This window comes from Microbacterium sp., from assembly GCF_047607225.1.
GTDB lineage: Bacteria > Actinomycetota > Actinomycetes > Actinomycetales > Microbacteriaceae > Microbacterium.
Genome location: NZ_JASGDO010000058.1, coordinates 36782 through 53725, shown reverse-complemented (window position 1 = coordinate 53725; position 16944 = coordinate 36782). Strand labels below are relative to the sequence as shown.

Annotated in this window: 12 protein-coding genes; 4 read left to right on the top strand and 8 right to left on the bottom strand. The window is 70.1% G+C overall.

Features of this window, described 5'->3' with window-relative positions:
* Positions 1 to 28: 28 nt before the first annotated feature.
* From QM591_RS11850 to QM591_RS11830, 5 genes are all read right to left on the bottom strand, one after another.
* Positions 29 to 1495, bottom strand: a complete 1467-nt coding sequence (locus QM591_RS11850) for an FtsX-like permease family protein (RefSeq protein ID WP_415132601.1) — start codon at positions 1493 to 1495, stop codon at positions 29 to 31.
* Entirely contained in the window at positions 1492 to 2253 is a 762-nt protein-coding gene (locus tag QM591_RS11845) for an ABC transporter ATP-binding protein (protein ID WP_415132600.1), read from the bottom strand. The genes QM591_RS11850 and QM591_RS11845 overlap by 4 nt, the downstream gene beginning before the upstream one ends.
* An 86-nt stretch (positions 2254 to 2339) precedes the next feature.
* Positions 2340 to 2984 carry a response regulator gene (locus QM591_RS11840; RefSeq protein ID WP_415132599.1) on the bottom strand — a complete coding sequence of 215 codons (645 nt, stop codon included), beginning with the start codon at positions 2982 to 2984 and terminating at the stop codon, positions 2340 to 2342.
* Positions 2981 to 4180: a sensor histidine kinase gene (locus QM591_RS11835; protein ID WP_415132598.1), complete on the bottom strand. Its 1200-nt coding sequence runs from the start codon at positions 4178 to 4180 to the stop codon at positions 2981 to 2983. The genes QM591_RS11840 and QM591_RS11835 overlap by 4 nt, the downstream gene beginning before the upstream one ends.
* A 79-nt stretch (positions 4181 to 4259) precedes the next feature.
* A complete protein-coding gene (locus QM591_RS11830) occupies positions 4260 to 4715 on the bottom strand; it encodes an Lrp/AsnC family transcriptional regulator (protein WP_415132597.1) in 456 nt (151 codons plus the stop codon).
* Between the two features lie 105 nt (positions 4716 to 4820).
* On the opposite strand from QM591_RS11830, the gene QM591_RS11825 reads away from it, so the two are divergent.
* Entirely contained in the window at positions 4821 to 6239 is a 1419-nt protein-coding gene (locus tag QM591_RS11825) for a DUF6421 family protein (protein WP_415132596.1), read from the top strand.
* The gene (locus QM591_RS11820) at positions 6232 to 6906 is read left to right on the top strand and encodes an SDR family NAD(P)-dependent oxidoreductase (RefSeq protein WP_415132595.1); all 675 of its coding nucleotides are present in this window, start codon (positions 6232 to 6234) and stop codon (positions 6904 to 6906) included. The genes QM591_RS11825 and QM591_RS11820 overlap by 8 nt, the downstream gene beginning before the upstream one ends.
* Positions 6907 to 6936: 30 nt before the next feature.
* Here the strand turns inward: QM591_RS11820 and QM591_RS11815 are convergent, their stop codons facing one another.
* Complete coding sequence (locus QM591_RS11815; protein ID WP_415132594.1) at positions 6937 to 8406, bottom strand: MFS transporter; 1470 nt, start codon at positions 8404 to 8406, stop codon at positions 6937 to 6939.
* A 107-nt stretch (positions 8407 to 8513) separates the two neighbouring features.
* Here QM591_RS11815 and QM591_RS11810 point away from each other — a divergent pair, with 107 nt between their 5' ends.
* Together QM591_RS11810 and QM591_RS11805 are read left to right on the top strand one after the other, a co-directional pair.
* Positions 8514 to 9578 carry a threonine aldolase family protein gene (locus QM591_RS11810; protein ID WP_415132593.1) on the top strand — a complete coding sequence of 355 codons (1065 nt, stop codon included), beginning with the start codon at positions 8514 to 8516 and terminating at the stop codon, positions 9576 to 9578.
* Between the two features lie 201 nt (positions 9579 to 9779).
* Complete coding sequence (locus QM591_RS11805; protein WP_415132592.1) at positions 9780 to 13406, top strand: PKD domain-containing protein; 3627 nt, start codon at positions 9780 to 9782, stop codon at positions 13404 to 13406.
* Positions 13407 to 13485: 79 nt separating this feature from the next.
* On the opposite strand, the gene QM591_RS11800 is transcribed toward QM591_RS11805, so the two are convergent.
* Both QM591_RS11800 and QM591_RS11795 read right to left on the bottom strand, forming a co-directional pair.
* A complete protein-coding gene (locus QM591_RS11800) occupies positions 13486 to 14913 on the bottom strand; it encodes a DivIVA domain-containing protein (protein ID WP_415132591.1) in 1428 nt (475 codons plus the stop codon).
* Between the two features lie 99 nt (positions 14914 to 15012).
* On the bottom strand, positions 15013 to 16923 hold the full coding sequence (locus QM591_RS11795; protein WP_415132590.1) for a M3 family metallopeptidase: 1911 nt from the start codon (positions 16921 to 16923) through the stop codon (positions 15013 to 15015).
* Positions 16924 to 16944 lie beyond the last annotated feature (21 nt).

Genomic DNA, 16944 nt, shown 5'->3' with positions numbered 1-16944 from the left:
GCGCGGGCCCGGATCTCCGGGCTCGCTGTCACTCGGCGAGCGCCTCCACGGGGGTGGCACGGGTGGCAAGCCGCGTGGGTACGACGGCCGCGATGAGGGTGAGGACCGCGGTCGCGACGGCCACGATCAGCGTCGGGACGACCGGAACCGCCGGCAGCACCAGGGTCGGAGACATCCACTGCGGCGGCATCGGCACCGAGCCCAGCACCGACTGCGCGGCGATCCACCCGTAGGCCGTTCCCAGCAGCAGTCCGAAGACGAGCGCCGTGAGCGTCACATGGGTCGCCTCCAGCAACACCATCCGCCGAACCTGCCCGGACGTGAGCCCGAGTGCACGGAGGAGCCCCAGCTCCCGGCGTCGCTGCACCACGCCGATCGTGAGCAGGTTGACCAGCCCCACGCCCGCGATGACGGCGCTGACGGCCACGAGGGCCATCATCACGGCGGCGAACGAGTCCACCATCTGGTTGAAGTACATGTCCGGCTCACCGCCGCTGGAGGCCGTGATGAGCGACTTGGCAGACTCGGCCGCCACCGCGAACATCGTCACGAGCGCGACGCCCATGACGACGCCGATCGCCATCCGGCTGGAGCGCTCGGGGTAGCGCAGGGCGTTCTCCGCCGCGAGCCGTGCGGTGGCCGACCGGCCGAAAAGACGCCCGGTGAGGCGCAGCAACGGCGGCATGACCACGACGGCGGCAAGGCTCAACGCCGTGAACGAGAAGAGACCACCGAGGAAGGCGACGATCACCCCGAGCGGAGTGATGAGGCCCAGCAGCAGACCGCCGACGAGGAAGAGCACCCCCACCGCTCCGAGGACGATCGTCGCGGCGTTGCGACCGCGCTGGCGCGTCGCGGCCTCGTGCGCCTGCTCGACAGACCCGCCGAGCGCCTGCAGCGGCGTCACCGTCAGGACGCGCCTCGACCCGGCCCACGCCGCCGCCCACGTGGTGAGAGTCACCACCACGACGGGAAGGAAGCTCGCGGGCTGCACTCCGGGGTATCCGACCGACACACCGATGAAGCGGTCGAGCATCGGGAGCCCGATCATCGCGATGGCGGTCCCGGCTCCCCAGCCGAGGACCGCTCCGATCGCGCCGACGATGAAGCCCTGCCGCGCGATCTCCGCCCGCTGCGACCGCGCCGAGGCACCGATAAGGCGCAGCAGCGCGATCCGTCGCGTGCGGCCGGCCACGATCGTCGCGAACGTGTTGGCGGTGACGATCGCGGCGACGTACACCGCGACCGCCAGGAGCAGCGCGCTGAGGAGGGCGGCGATCGCCGCGAGGGTGTCCGACGTGCCGTAAGTGGGGGTCGCGAGGAACACCCCGGACAGATACGCCGTCGCGCTGATCAGGAGGACGCCGAAGGCGACGGAGATCGCCGAGACGAGGATCGTCGCCCCCATCCCGCGCTCGCGCAGCCACGACCAGCGACCCCCGGGCGCCTGTGCGGCGGTGGCGGCGGGAACGGGAGCCGCGGCGACGGCGGTCATGCCGTCACCTCGGCGGCGAGCATGTGGGCGGAGATCTCCTGGGCGCTCTGGCGGGGCTTGTCGGAGACGATGCGGCCGTCGCCCAGGAAGACGACCCGGTCGGCGTGCGACGCGGCGATCGGGTCGTGGGTGACCATCGCGATCGACTGGCCGTGCTCACGGCTCGTCGCCGCGAGCAGCGCCAGCACCTCGCGACTGGTCTTGGAGTCGAGGTTGCCGGTGGGCTCGTCGGCGAACAGCAGGTCGGGTGCCGTGGCCAAGGCACGCGCGATGGCGACGCGCTGCTGCTGCCCCCCGGAGAGCTGGTGCGGGCGGTGTCGCAGGCGCTGAGTCAGGCCGAGGGTCTCCACGAGGCCGTCGATGCGCGCCTTCTCGAGCGCCGTCGGGCGCCGGCCGTCGAGGTCGAACGGCAGCAGGATGTTGCCGAGAGTGTCGAGGGTGGGCACGAGGTTGAAGGCCTGGAAGACGAATCCCACGCGGCGACGGCGGAGGATCGTCAGCTCGGTGTCGGACAGGCCTGAGATCTCGGTGTCGCCGATCCAGGCGCGGCCGGAGGTGGGGGCATCCAGCCCCGCCATGATGTGCATGAGCGTGGACTTCCCGGATCCGGACGGTCCCATGATGGCGGTGAACTCGCCGCGGCGGATGCCGATGCTGACGTCGTCGAGGGCGCGCACACCGCTCTCGCCCGAGCCGAAGGTCTTGGTCAGGTGCTGGACCCGGGCGGCGAGGCCCAGGTCGGTCGATGTGATCTCCACGCCTTCGACGCTAGGTGGGCCGCCTCGCCCGCGGCGTCGGTCGCCAGTCGCGAGCGCCTACATCTCAAGGATGATCCGGCGCCCGCTCAGGCCAGGCCGTGCTCGAAGGCGAACACGACCAGCTGCACCCGGTCGCGGAGGCCGAGCTTGGTGAGCACGCGACTGATGTGCGTCTTGACGGTCGCCTCGGAGAGGAACTCGCGCGCGGCGATCTCCGCATTGGAGAGGCCCCGCGCAGCGAGCGCGAAGATCTCCCGTTCACGCTCGGTCAGCGCGGCGAACGCGGGCGGCGGGGCCTGCGGGGCATCGACGAAATGAGCGAACAGGTCGCGCGTCGCGGCGGCCGCGATCACGGATGAGCCGGCGTGGACCGTGCGGATCGCCGCGAGGAGGAACTCCGGGTCGGCATCCTTGAGGAGGAATCCGCTCGCCCCTTGCCGGATCGCCCGGGCCGCCGCCTCGTCGAGGTCGAAGGTGGTGAGCATCACCACGCGCGGCGGATCGTCGTCGCGGAGCAACTGCTCGGTGGCGGTGAGCCCGTCCATCACCGGCATGCGGATGTCCATGAGCACGACGTCGGGACGCGTCTGACGCACGACCCGGAGTGCCTCCTGCCCGTCGCCCGCCTCACCCACCACTTCGAGGTCGGGCTGGGAGTCGACCACCATGCGGATACCGGCCCGGAAGAGGGCCTGATCATCCACGAGGACGACTCGCACCGTCTCACTCACGTCGTTCCTCCGATCGGCAGGCGGGCCGAGACCACGAACCAGTCCGGCCTTCCATTCTCGTCCGCCTGGGGTCCCGCACTGACCCGGCCGCCCACGAGAGCGGCGCGCTCGTTCATCCCCATGAGTCCGTGGCCGCCGCGGGGCGACTCGGCGACGCCCCGCCGGTTGCGCACCTCCAGCTCGACGGCATCGGGGTGCCAGGCCAGACGTACGTCGACGCGACCGCCGTCGCCGTGTCGCAGAGCATTGGTCAGGGCCTCCTGCAGGATCCGGTACACCGCCAACTGCACCGCCCCCGGGGGCTCGCTCCGCGGCACGGGATCGACGTCCACGCGCAGGTCGACGCCAGCGGCCCGCACCTGCGCATACAGCTGCTCGAGATCGGCGATCGTCGGCTGCGGACCATCGGCCTGACTGTGCCGCAGCTGCGTGAGCAGCATGCGGACGTCGGCCAGGGCGGACCGGGCGGTGCTGCCGATCGCCTCGAGCGACGCGGTGGCCGCCACCGGGTCGGCACTGGCGGCGTATCGCGCGCCGTCGGCCTGGGCGATCACGACGGCGAGGGAGTGCGCCACGACGTCGTGCATATCGCGGGCGATGCGGTTGCGCTCGGCCTCGACGGCGGTCTCGGCTTCGGCACGCTCCTGCGCCAGCCGATTGTCGCGCGCCCGAAAGGCCGTGCGCACGAGGGCGCCGATCGTCCACGACAGGAGGAGAGCGAGGGCAGCGCTGAAGAAGACCGTGATGCCGATGAGCAGATTCGTCTGGATGGCCCCTTCGAGGCTCCAGCCGCCGCGCACGAGGGGCGGCACGATCAGGTACACCGTGATCGCTGCGGCACCGAGCAGGCTCGAACCGAATCCGAGCCAGAAGAGCAGGCGTGAACCGTACGCCGCCGTCACGTAGAGGATGCCGAAGATCGCGACGTTCGCCGGCAACGGGGGCAGCCCGAACAGCATCTGCGCGATCGCCATCACCCATGCCAGGGCCAGCGCGAGAGGCGGCGACCAGCGGCGGATCCCCAGGGCGACCGAGAACCCGGCGCTGAGGATCGTGGCGATCAGCAGCGAACGGGTCGTGTCCACGCTCGTCCAATAGCCCAACGGCACCGCCGTGAAGAGCATCGAGACGAGGAAGAACATCGCCGCGCCGACCACGTCGACGACCTGCTGGTACGTCATCAGGGGCCGGAACACACAACGACGCTACGCGAGCGAGGGGCGCGGCGTCATCCACCGGAGGATGTATCCGGTACGGGCGAACCGTCCCGCCCGGTCAGTCGACGGCAGGCATCAGGGGGCGGTTCTCGAAGAAGGTCTGGAGGACCACGGTCGTGCGCGTGCGCACCGAGGCCGCCGCGCGGATCTCGCGGATGAGGGCCTCGAGGGCCCGAGGGGTGGCGACGCGCACGAAGAGCATGTACGCCGCGTCGCCGGCGATGGAGTGGCAGGCCTCGATCTCCTCGAGGTGCGCGAGCAGGTCGGGGGCGTCGTCGGGCTGCGCGGGATCCAGCGGTGTGATCTCGATGAACGCGGCGAGCGGCTTGCCGACCTCCTCCGGATCGATCGTCGCGCGATACCCCGTGATCGCACCCTCGGCCTCGAGACGCTTGAGCCGGCTCTGCACGGCCGAGACCGAGAGCCCCACGGCGGTCGAGAGCTGCGCGAGGGTCGCCCGACCGTCACGCGCCAAGACACGGACGATGCCGGCGTCCACCTCCGAGAGAGCCATGAGAAACAAGATACAGGAAAATTTCCTGCACCCACGGCCATGAGCCGGAAGCAATCCCGTAGAATCGCCGAGATCCGTTCACGCGACCCCGACAGGAGGTTCATCATGTCCCTGACCGCCGGCAGCAACCAAACCGTCATCGGCGAGCCCGAGGTCGTCGAGGACGGCCGCGCGCTCGCGCAGCAGCCCGCCTGGCTCGCGTTGAAGGATGCGGTGATCGGCCTGCAGGAGTTGCAGACGCAGGACGGCTCCCTCTCCGACGGCGCCGACCCCGCCGAGGCGCGGTCGTACGTCGCCGTCATCGTGGAGGCCATCCGCGCCTTGAGCCCCTTGTTCCCGCACGATGCCGAGTACCTCGCCGCGAGCGTCCACGACTTCCAGCGGTGGGCGGACGGCGGTTTCGGCGTGCCTGACTTCCTGGACTCGCTCACCGCGTTCCAGCCGCAGCAGCACCGTGTGGATGGGCTCACCCACCTCGTCGTCTTCCCGATGTACACGCAGAACGGGTCGCGCAACCGCTTCGTCGAAGCCGTGCTGGTCGAGGTGATCTGGCCGGAGTTCATCGCCGAACTGGAGACGACGTACACCAACGCCCTGTTCGTCTCGCTGCGCCTGCTCGATTTCACCCCCGGCTACGAGACCAACTCCGCCGTCCTCTTCCCGGAGACGGTGGCGATGCGCGAGATCCCCACGTTCACGTGGGGAGCGATCTTCCAGGATCGGGAGGCGGCGCGGTATCGCCGCGTCGTGCGCGCCGCCGCGTCCATCACGAAGCTCGATCTTCCCGAGGCCGCTGCGCGCATGCTCGATGACCAGGCGCTCACCGAGAAGACGTTCGTGATGTGGGATCTCATCCACGACCGCACCCACATGCGCGGAGACCTCCCGTTCGACCCGTTCATGATCAAGCAGCGGATGCCCTACTTCCTCTACTCGCTCGAGGAACTGCGGTGCGACCTCACCGCCTTCCGCGAGTGCGTGTCGATCGAGAAGACGCTGTCGGAACGCACCGACGCGCTGACCTCGGCCGAGGCGGAGATGCTCGAGCACGCACGACTCGTGCAGTATGCGGTGATCTTCGACCGCATCTTCCGATTCGCCATCACCGGCACCCGCGTCCGCAACTACGACGGGCTGGGCGGTCAGCTGTTGTTCGCGTGGCTGCACCAGCGCGGCGTCCTGCACTGGACGGACACGGCGCTCGCGTTCGATTGGGACGCGGTGCCGGCGGCCGTCGTCGCCCTCGGCGACGCGATCGACGAACTCTACTGGCGCTCGATCGACCGCCCCAAGGTCTCTCACTGGCTCGCCGCTTACGACCTCGTCCGGGCGACGCTGGAGCCGCACCCGGCGTCGCAGTGGGCACGGGGACTGACCGACGAAATCCTGGCCGGTCCGCCGAAGGGCTACACCGACGCCGTCCTGGATGACGAGTTCCCGCTCTCGATGTTCTTCGAGGCGCTGGAGAAGAAGATGCGTGACGTGATCGCCTCGACCGAGGGGATCCGCGGCACGGATGACTGAGACCGCGATCGCGAAGCGGACAGTGCTGGTCGCGGGGGCGACCGGTGCGAGCGGTCTCGCGGCGACGCGTGCGCTGGTGGGGGCCGGCGCACGCGTGGTCGCCGTCGGACGAGACGCGCGGCGGCTGACGCCGCTCGTCTCGCTCGGCGCGCGTGCCGAGGTCTGCGACCTCACCTCCGAACAGGCAGTGGGCACCCTCGCCGGCAGGCTCCACGACGACGGCATCCGCGTCGACGGGCTCCTCCACCTCGTGGGCGGGTGGCGCGGGGGCGGCGGGATACCGGGGCAGAGCGACGAGGACTATCGCTTCCTCGAGCAGTCGCTCACGGCATTGCGACACGTCACGCGGACGTTCTGGGAGGACCTCGTCACAGCCCCCGCCGGCCGAACCGCCATCGTCTCCTCGACCGCCGTCGCCCGGCCCCTTGCCGGAGGGGCGAACTACGCGGCGGTCAAGGCCGCGTCCGAGGCCTGGATCCACGCGCTGGCGCACGGCTTCGCCCGAGCGGCGCGCGACGCCGGCAGCCCTATGACCGCGGCGGCGGTCATCTACCGCGTGCGTGCCTTGGCGGAACGGGAAGATGATCTCGCCCGCGCCTACGTCTCGCTGTGGGACCGCCCGGCCGACACCGTCAACGACTCCGTCGTGGAGCTCGACGAGGCCTGAGCCGCCCTCGCGTCGGGCCCAGCGCCGGGGTCAGGGCTGATCGGCGACTCCGCCACGGGCCTGGGCGGCGGAGGCGGGCGGGACGACGGGCGGCTCCCCCGCACCCTCCACGATCCCCTCGACCGCCCCCGCGGGATCCGCCGCTTCCGGCGTCTCGGGAGCCGTCTCGTACTCCGCGGAGAGAATGCGGTAGGAGCGCGTCGCGAACGCGAGGAGTGCGAAGACGACCATCACGAGCCCCGACACCAGGAACACCAGTGCGATGCCGCGCGCCTCGCCCTCGCCGAGCAGCCAGCCCCACCTCTGACGCCCGGCATCGGAGTCCATGTAGGGGATGATGACGAACTCCGCGAGCGGTGCGACGAGGAACGAGGTGATCGGAGCGGCCGACACCTCGATCGCCGTCGCCGCACCGAACACCCGACCTTGGCTCTCGAAGGGCACGACCCGCTGCACGACGGTCTGCTCCGCGGCCTCGATCGCCGGAATCAGCATCATGTACAGCCAGATGCCGACGACGTAGAGCCACCACCACTCACGAATCGTGAACGCCGCACCGAGGACGCCCATCACCATCACGAGCAGGAGCATCGTGCGGATGGGGTTGCGTCCGAGTCCGCGGGCGGCCACCACGCCGCCTCCGATGAGGAAACCGGTGGCCGTGAAGCCCAGCACGACGCCCCACCATTCCACGCGGAAGAGCGTGAGGCCGTACGGGTCCATGAGGGCCATGTAGACGCCGCCGATGAGGTTGTTGAACGTCGAGAACAGAATGAGGGCGAACAGGCCGGGCACGGCCCGGATCGCGACGGCGGCTCCACGGACGTCGAGGATCTTCGCGCCGGGCGTGCGTTCGGGCTCGTCTTCGGGCACGCGCAGTGTGAACAGGTGCACGAGCGCGACGAGGGTGAGCACGATCGCGATCACGAGCGTCCAGCCCATGCCGAGCCGGCCGATCGCGAATCCCGAGAAGACGCTCGTCACGAGGAACGCGAGCCCCTGGACCGTGCCGACGAGCCCGTTCGCGTTGGCATGGCGCTCGGTGGGTACGAGGAGCGTGACGGTCGTCGACAGGGCGATGTTGCGCAGGTTCTCGATCACCGCCCCGGCGAGGATGATCCCGGAGAAGAGCCAGAACCACGGTCCGCCCAGATCGAGGAGCTCCGCCTCGGGGTGGGCCAGATACAGGAGACCCGCGACGACGAACGCGATCAAAGTGACGATGCCCGACAGGATCATGACCCGGTGCTTGCGGTGCCGGTCGACGAACGTGCCGAACACCATCCCGAAGACCGCCAGGAGCAGCATGTAGGCGCCGCCGATGATGCCGGTGGCCAGGACCGACCGCGTCTCGAGGTAGACCCAGAAGGTGAGCGCGAACCAGAGGAAGCTCGTCGTGATGTTGGCGAGGGCCGTGTTCACGAGCACATGGAGAAAGGTGCGCAAGCCTCCCGCGGGCACGTCCCGGGTGGGAGCGGCATCGGACAGGGTGGGCGGCATAGGGGGAGGGTAGCGGCCGGGTCGGACACGCGATAGACCCCCGCCCGGCTGCACACGCGGCGGTTGGCCGGGCGTTCGCCGCCGCGGCCGAACTAGGCTGGATCTCCGTGACCACCCTGCACGACACCCGCGTCCGCGGCTTCGCCAGCGACAACTATTCCGGCATCCACCCCGAGGTGCTCGCGGCGATCGCTGCGGCCAACGACGGACACCAGATCGCCTACGGCGAGGACGTCTATACCGCGCGTCTGCAGGAGGTGTTCACCGAGCACTTCGGCGACGGCGCGCAGGCCTTCCCGGTGTTCAACGGCACCGGAGCCAACGTCGTGGGGCTCCAGTCGATGCTGCCGCGCTGGGGAGCGGTCATCGCAGCCTCCACGGCGCACATCAACGTCGACGAGGGCGGCGCGCCCGAGCGCGTCGCGGGCATCAAGATCCTCACGGTTCCCACCGACGACGGCAAGCTGACGCCCGACCTCATCGACCGCGAGGCCTGGGGCTGGGGCGACGAGCACCGGGCCCAGCCGCTCGTGGTGTCACTGACCCAGTCCACGGAGCTCGGAACGCTCTATACGCCGGAGGAGATCGGCGTGCTCGCCGACCACGTGCATGCTCGCGGGATGAAGCTGCACGTCGACGGTGCGCGACTGTCCAACGCCGCCGCCGCCCTCGACCTGCCGCTGCGCGCCTTCACCCGCGACGTGGGCGTCGACGTGCTGAGCTTCGGGGGAACGAAGAACGGCGCGATGCTGGGCGAGGCGGTCGTCGTGCTCGACCCGAGCGCCTCCGAGGGGCTCCTCTATCTCCGCAAGCTCAACATGCAGCTCTCGAGCAAGATGCGCTTCGTCTCGGCCCAGCTGATCGCCCTTCTCGATGGTGACCTGTACCTGCGCAACGCACGGCACGCCAACGAGATGGCGGCACGGCTGCGCGCCGGGGTCGAGGCGGGGATCGCCGCCGGGACCATCCGCGGCGTGTCGTTCACGCAGCCCACCCAGGCCAACGGAGTCTTCGCGACGCTCCCCGACGGAGTGGCCGACGCCCTGCGCGAGCGGTTCCGGTTCTACGACTGGGACGCCGCCCGCCGCGAGGTGCGGTGGATGTGCTCGTTCGACACGACGGAGGACGACGTCGATGCCTTCGTCTCCGAACTGGCCCGGCTGACGTCCTGAATCCGGGTGTCGCCTGCCGCATTTCGCGCAGCACCCCGCGCAACACGCGCAGAGCACCGCTGAATCCGGTGAATCGCGTGATGAATCGGCCCATCGTTCGTCTCCTGTAGGAGCAGCCGTCTGGGGACGGTCCGCTCACGCCTCGGCGCCTCGCGCGCCTTCGTCAACGGCGCAGCGATGCGTCTTCATCTGGGGGATGAATTGGGTACTGCACTCTCGCGCGCTCTCTCGCGCGCTTTTCCGGCGGCGACACCGCCGGGCGACGGAGCGGAACGGGCATCGATCGCCCGGGTCCGCACCACCCGCGGCGTCGTCGCGGTGACGGTGGCCGCCCTGGCGGCGACGCTGGCCGTCGCGGGGCCGGTGAGCCCTGCTTCCGCCGCTGCCGGACCGGACACGGCTCCGCCGGAGCAGCGCAACTCCGCCACCGTCACCGCCGATCCGCTGCCCACCGTGCAGATCGACTCCGGGATCGTGTGGACGCAGGCGATCGCGGGCAACACGGTCTTCGCCGGCGGCTCGTTCAGCGCCGCACGGCCGGCCGGTGCTGCCCCCGGCGTGAACACGTTCGCGCGCAGCAACATCCTCGCCTACGACATCCGCACCGGCGAAGCGACGTCCTTCGCGCCCAAGATCAACGGAACGGTGAAGTCGCTCGCCGTCTCACCCGACGGCAAGACCCTCTACGTGGGCGGGTCGTTCGACAAGGTCGACGGCGAGACCCGCTTCAACCTCGCGGCGTTCGACGTGGCGACCGGCGCGCTCACGAACTTCAAGGCGGCGATCGGCGGGAGCTACGTCAACGCCATCGTCGCGACCGACAGCACCGTCTATGTAGGCGGCCTCATCGGCGCCGCCAAGGGCGTCACCCGCCAGAACCTGGCGGCCGTCACGACCAAGGGTGAGCTTCTCTCCTGGGCGCCCACCACCGACCTGCAGGTCGATGCCCTGACGCTGACCCCGGCCAAGGACAAGCTCATCGTCGGAGGACGCTTCCGGCTGGTCAACGGCGCGGTGCAGCCGGGCCTCGCGGCGCTGGACCCCACGTCGGGGACCAAGGTCGCCTGGACCGCCCAGACCCTCATCAGCAACGGCAAATCGACCACCTACCCGGGCAAGGGCGGGATCTGGGGTCTCACCACCGACGGGTCGGCCGTGTACGGCACGGGCTGGACGTTGTACGGCAAGACCGTCGGCAACCTCGAGGGGGCGTTCTCCGCCGACCCCGGCTCCGGAGCGATCAACTGGGTCGCCGACTGTCACGGCGACCATTACGGCGTCTACTCCGACGGCACGAACGTGTACACCGCCAACCACGCGCACGACTGCTCCACGCTCGGGGGCTTCCCCGAGGGAGGAAAGAACAACCAACGTCACGCGACGGTCTACACCGCCGCCACGAAGGGCAAGCTCGGCCCCGCGCTCAAGTCGGACTACTACCAGACCTGGGAGGGCACGAACGCCCCGGCATTCGTCGACTGGTCGCCCGAGTGGGTCACGGGAACGGCGTCCGGCATGGGCCAGGCCACCTGGTCAGTCACGGGCAACGGTGAGTACGTCGTCTACGGCGGGGAGTTCCCGTTCGTCAACAAGAAGCGCAGTCAGGGCATCGCACGATTCGCGGTGAACCCGCCCGGCGGGGCGAAGGAAGGCCCGCAGAAGTCGGGCACCGACTGGACTCCCACCGCGTCGTCCGCGGGCGGCTCCGGCATGGTGCGCGTCACGGTTCCCTTCAACTGGGATCGCGATGACCTCTCGCTCGCCTACGACCTCTACGTCGACGGCATCGACACCCCGATCGGCTCGGCGACGGTCGACTCCCCGTTCTGGGAGCGCAGCAAGACGGTGACCGTGATCGGCTCGGGACTCACTCCGGGTCAGAGCTACACGGCACGCGTGGTCGCCCGCGACGGTGACGGCAACAGCGCGACGAGCGCCACCATCGCCGTCACCGCGGGTGTGAAATCCGCCTCGGCGTACGCCGACCAGGTGCGCGCCGACGGGGCCAACCTGCTGTGGCGCCTGGGGACCACCGGCACAGCGGCCAACGGGGGCAACGGCGGCACCGACTGGGTGGGCAGCAACGACGCGGTCTTCGGCTCGGGCGTCGGGAGCAAGGCGACCGACGGTGCGATCGCGAACGACGACAAGACCTCGGCCACGGTGAATGGCACCGCGTCGGCGTGGGCCCGCGCGAAGACCGCCACTCCGCTGGGCGCGGGGTTCGCGACGGAGATCTGGGTCAAGACCAACACCACCAAGGGCGGCTGGCTCAGCGGGTACCGCACGCCGGCGTCGGGAACGGTCGAACTCAGTGACCGCATGGTCTACATGCGCAACGACGGCAAACTGACGTTCGGTCTGCGAACCGGCGTCTACACGACCATCAGCACGGCCAAGGCGTACAACGACAACAAGTGGCATCACGTCGTCGCCCAGCTCAGCACGCAAGGCGGGATGGAGCTGTATGTCGACGGCACTCGTGTGGCCAGCAACAGCGCCATCACGTCGGCGCGCGCCTACACGGGCTTCTGGCAGGTGGGCGGCGACACGATCACCAGCGGCTGGCCGACCCGCCCCTCCTCGTCGTTCCTCAGCGGCCAGATCGACGAGTTCGCGGTCTACCCGCAGGCGCTCACGGCGGCGCAGATCAAGACCCACCACGCGATCGGGACGGGAGCGAAGGCTCCGAGCGCCGTCATGACCAGCAGCGGGAAGGACCTCACCTGGGCCTTCGACGGATCGGGGTCGAAGGCCGCCACGGGCGACATCGCGGGCTATGCGTGGAACTTCGGCGACGGAACGACCGGGACGGGGCGCACGGCGTCGCACGAGTATGCGAAGCCCGGCACCTACACGGTGACGCTCACGGTGACCGACGCGGTCGGACTGTCGAGCGCGGTCCGCGCGACCGTCACGGCCGCGGCGCCGACCATCGCTCCGACGGCGGCGTTCTCCTCGAAGACCCGCGACCTCGCGGTCTCCTTCGACGGCGGAGCGTCCACCGCGGAGTCCGGCACCTCGGTGGCGGCCTACCGGTGGGACTTCGGCGACGGCACGTCCGGCACCGGCAGCGCGCCGACCCACGAGTACACCGAGGCGGGAACCTATGCGGTCAGCCTGGTCGTCACCGACGCCCGCGGGATCGACAGCGAGCCCGTGACACAAGAGGTGACGGTCTCGGCACCCGAGGCGGGGCTGATCGCTCGCGACACGTTCGAGCGCTCCCTTTCGTCGGGGTGGGGCGAGGCGACGAGCGGAGCGACGTGGGTCACCCCGGCCGGCTTCGCCGTGACCGACGGCGTCGGCACGATCGAGGTCGGGCGCAGCCAGACCAAGACGGCCGTGCTGACGGGCGCCGAGGCGCGTGACGTCGACGCCCGAGCGGTGTTCGGCACCGAGGCCGTCTCGGACGGCGGCGGAGTCCACCTCAACCTGGCCGTTCGCGCGTCGGACGCGGGTGCCTACCGCCTGAAGCTGCGCATCGCGTCGACCGGCGTGGTCACCGCGAGCACGGCCAAGCTCCTCGGCTCCACCGAGACACTGCTGACCTCGCGCGCCGTGCCGGACTACATCCATAGCGCGGGCGGACGCCTTCACACGCGTCTGCAGGCCGTGAGCGACGGAGGGACGACCACCCTTCGCGCGAAGGTCTGGGCCGTGGGAACCGACGAGCCCGACGCGTGGCTCCTCGTCTCGACCGACGCGGAGGCAGAGCTGCAGGATGCCGGGTCGCTCCGCATCAGCGCCTACCTGACCGGCACGAGCACGAACGGGCCGGCGAGGATCTCGGTCGACGACATCGAGGCACAGCAGCCGTCGCTGTAGGAGCTTCATCACAAGAGGCGGTGTCCCCGCGCACGATATGTGTTCGGGGACACCGCCTCTCGCCGTCGGTGGCGTCGGGCTAGCGAGCGTCGCTCCGCTCGGACTCAGTGATGTCCTCAGAGTCCGTGATGTCCTCAGAGTCCGTGACGTCCTCAGAGTCCGTGACGTCCTCAGAGTCCGTGACGTCCTCCGACTCCGCGACGATCTCGTCCCCGGACACGTCCTCAGCCTCGACCTCCGCGAACTCGCCCGCGGCGGCCTCGGTCGCGCTCGACGCGTCGCCGGTCGGGATCGCGGACGCATCCGCGTCGGACTCCTCCGCCGCGTCAGCGCCACCGGCCGCCTCGCCGCGCATGAGCTCGCGAACCTCGGACATGAAGCTCGTGAGCTGGTGCTGCTGCCATCGCAACTGGCGGGTGCGGTCCTCGGCGTCGCGCAGGACCGATTCGGAGTGCGTCGTGACCGTGTCGATGATCTGCTGCGCGCGGACGCGGGCGCGGTCGAGCTGCTCCCGGGCCTTGAGATGGGCATCCGCTTCGATCTGCTGCGCCTGGGCGCGCATGAGGCGGTCGAAGTCGTCGGCCTTGGCCGTGATGCGCTGCGCGTGCTCGAGCGACGAGGCGACCTGCTCGTTCGCGTCCTTCGTGATGCGCTCCGCGTGAGCGACGGCCTGATTGTGGAGCATGAGGAACTCCTGCTGGGCATCGTCCTGCCGTCGGGTGAGGGACTCCTCGAACTCCAGGGCGCGCATGCGGAGCTCGCGCACGGCTTCCTCGGCCTCGGCGCGCGCCTGCTCGGTCTCGCGGGCCACGAGTGAGCGCAGGGCAGCGGCGCCCTTCTCCGACTCGGTGCGGATGGCGGCGGCCTCCTGCTCGGCCTGCGAGACCTTCTCGGCGGCGTGGGCGCGTTCGCGCTCCAGCTGCGCCTCGTGGGCCGTCCGTTCGGTCTCTGTGGCCAGACGCACTTGCTGCGCGTCGTGCTCGGCGCGCGCCACGATCGCGTCGGCGTCGGCCTGGGCCTCCTGGCGGCGGGTCTGGATCTCGGCGTGCGCGGCCTCGAGGAGCCGGTCGGCCTGAATGCTCGCGTTCTTGATGAGGAGGCTCGCCTGCTCTTCCGCAACGTGCAGCACCTCCTCAAAACGGCGCCGATTCGCGGACTCGCCGGAGGCTCCGAGGAGCTCTTCGGTGAGGGTCTGCACCTGCTCCTCCGCGTTGGCCGCTTGCGCGTTGGCGACGGCGAGCTCCGCCTCGAGCTCCTCGACGCGTCTGCTGCTCTGCGCCTGTGCCGAGTCGATCGCCCGTCGGTGGCGGTCCTTCAGCTGGGCCAGCTCCTCGCCCTGGATCCGCAGCCGGGTGGTGAGCTCGGAGAGCGCGGCGTCGACCTCGCCCTTGTCGTACCCGCGGAAGGCCGTCGTGAAGTGCGCCTCCGCCGCCCCCTCCTGCCCACGCAACAGGTCGTCGAAGGGCGAGGACTCATCGGAAGGCGCGGGCAGGTGCTGATCGGGCATGGGGGACTCCACGGGACGAGAGGCGGTCGAGTCGGCATCGGCAGTACCGGCACTCCGAAGGTTACCGCTCCGCGCTGTCCGGCCGCTCGGGCAAGTCGCTCAGTTTCCGCTCAACCACTGCCGATACGCGTCGAAGGTGTAGGGCCGCCCCAAGAATCGCTGCACGAGGTCGGCCCCGTCGCGGCTTCCCCCGGGCTCCAGGATCTCGCGGCGGTAACGTTCGGCCACCGCGGGATTCATGAGGTCGTCACCGAAGGCCGCCCGGAGATCACGCGCGATGACGAGGCTCCACTGATACGTGTAGTAGCACGACCCATAGCCCGTGAGGTGGCCGAAGCCGGCATAGGAGTGACCGCCCGGCAGCGGCTGCACGGGCGAGGTCTCGCGGTACCAGCGTTCGGTCGCGGCGGCGATGTCGCCGGGCGTCTCGACGTGCAGCCGATACGACACCTCGGCGTGCCCCAGCTGGCGCCGCACCTCGAGCGCGCGACCGAACCCGTCGGCCACCTGCATCCGTTCGACGAGCGCGGCGGGAATCGGCTCCCCGTCGGCACCGGCGGTGAAGGTCGCCAGGACCGAAGGGTCCCACGCCCATTCCTCCAGCAGCTGGCTGGGCGCTTCCACGAAGTCCCACTCGGTTGCCACGCCGCTGAACCGCACGAAGCGCTGCCGACCACCCAGGATGTCGTGCACGAGGTGCCCGAACTCGTGGAAGAAGGTGACCACTTCGTCGTGCGTCATGAGCCCGCGGGAGAAGTTGCACAGGAGCACGGCCTCGGGAAGCACCCGTCCCGCCACACCGGGTACCAGGCCGAAGCAGGCGGCGTGGCTGTACTTTCCCTCTCGCGGGTGGAGATCGAGGTGCACGCGCCCGAGCCGGTCGTCGTTTCGGAACACGTCGTAGGTGCGGACGTCCTCGTGCCACGCAGGGATCTCGACCGGCACGAAGCGGAGATCCAAGAGCCGCGCGGCCGTCTCCAGGACTCCGGGAAGCACTCGCGAAAAGGAGAAGTACGACCGGACGAGCTGCGCATCCACGTCGTGACGCTCCTGCCGCAGCTGGCTCAGGAGATAGAACAGGTCGGCGACGGTGACCTCGTCCGCGTCGGGATCATCGCGGCGCAGGCGATCGAGGAGAAGCGGGTACTCGGCGTCCGCCGCGGCGGCCGAGGCCTCGTCGAGACAGTCGAGGAAGGTTCGCACGGCGGCGGCGGAACCGATCATGCGGGGCTCGGTCTCGTAGTCCGCCCAGGTCGCGTACCCCAGGAGCTGCGCGCGCTCAGCCCGCACGGCGAGCAGTTCGGAGAGGATCTCGTCGTTCTCCGGCCACGCGAGATCGTTGTAGGCCGACACGAGCGCCACGCGGGTGTCACGCACCCGTGCGTACTCCCTCACCGGCATCAGATCGATGTAGTCGGTCGTCAGCGTCACGAAGCCCTCGCCGTCGGCGGGGCGGGCATCGAGGAAGTCCTGCGGGAGGCCGACGAGGTCTTCCGCCGGCACGCGGATCTCACGCCGACCCTCGCGGATGTTCCGCGAGAAGGCGAGGCTGAGCTCCGTGTCGCGATCGGCGAGTTCGCGCACGCGCTCGCGTTCCTCCGCCGGAAGGTCGACTCCGCCCCGCCGGAAGTCCCGCAGCACGTGGGCGAGAAAGCGCGCCGACTCGTCGTCGAGGTCGGCTCCCTCGTGGGCACGGAGCGCGTCGAAGAGGGAGGAATCGCGCACGCGAGCGGAGGCGACGGCGTCGAGCTTCTGTACCGCCGCCTCGGCCGCCGCGCGCACGGCGGCGTCGGGGTGGGCTTCGCTGAGGAGATACGCCTCGTTCATCGCCCCCGTCAGGGCGAGGTCGGCGTTGTTCCAGAGGCCGAGCGCGGCTTCCGCGGTCGCCGCGGTGGCCAGGCGAGCGTCGAACTCGCGGACCAGGGCGATCGCCGCATCGGCGTTCCCTTCCGCGGCGGTCAGCCAGCCCTCGAGGTCGGTGGGGAAGACGAACGGCTCCAGTGGCTCCATGCGTTCGAGCCTAGAGGGGCC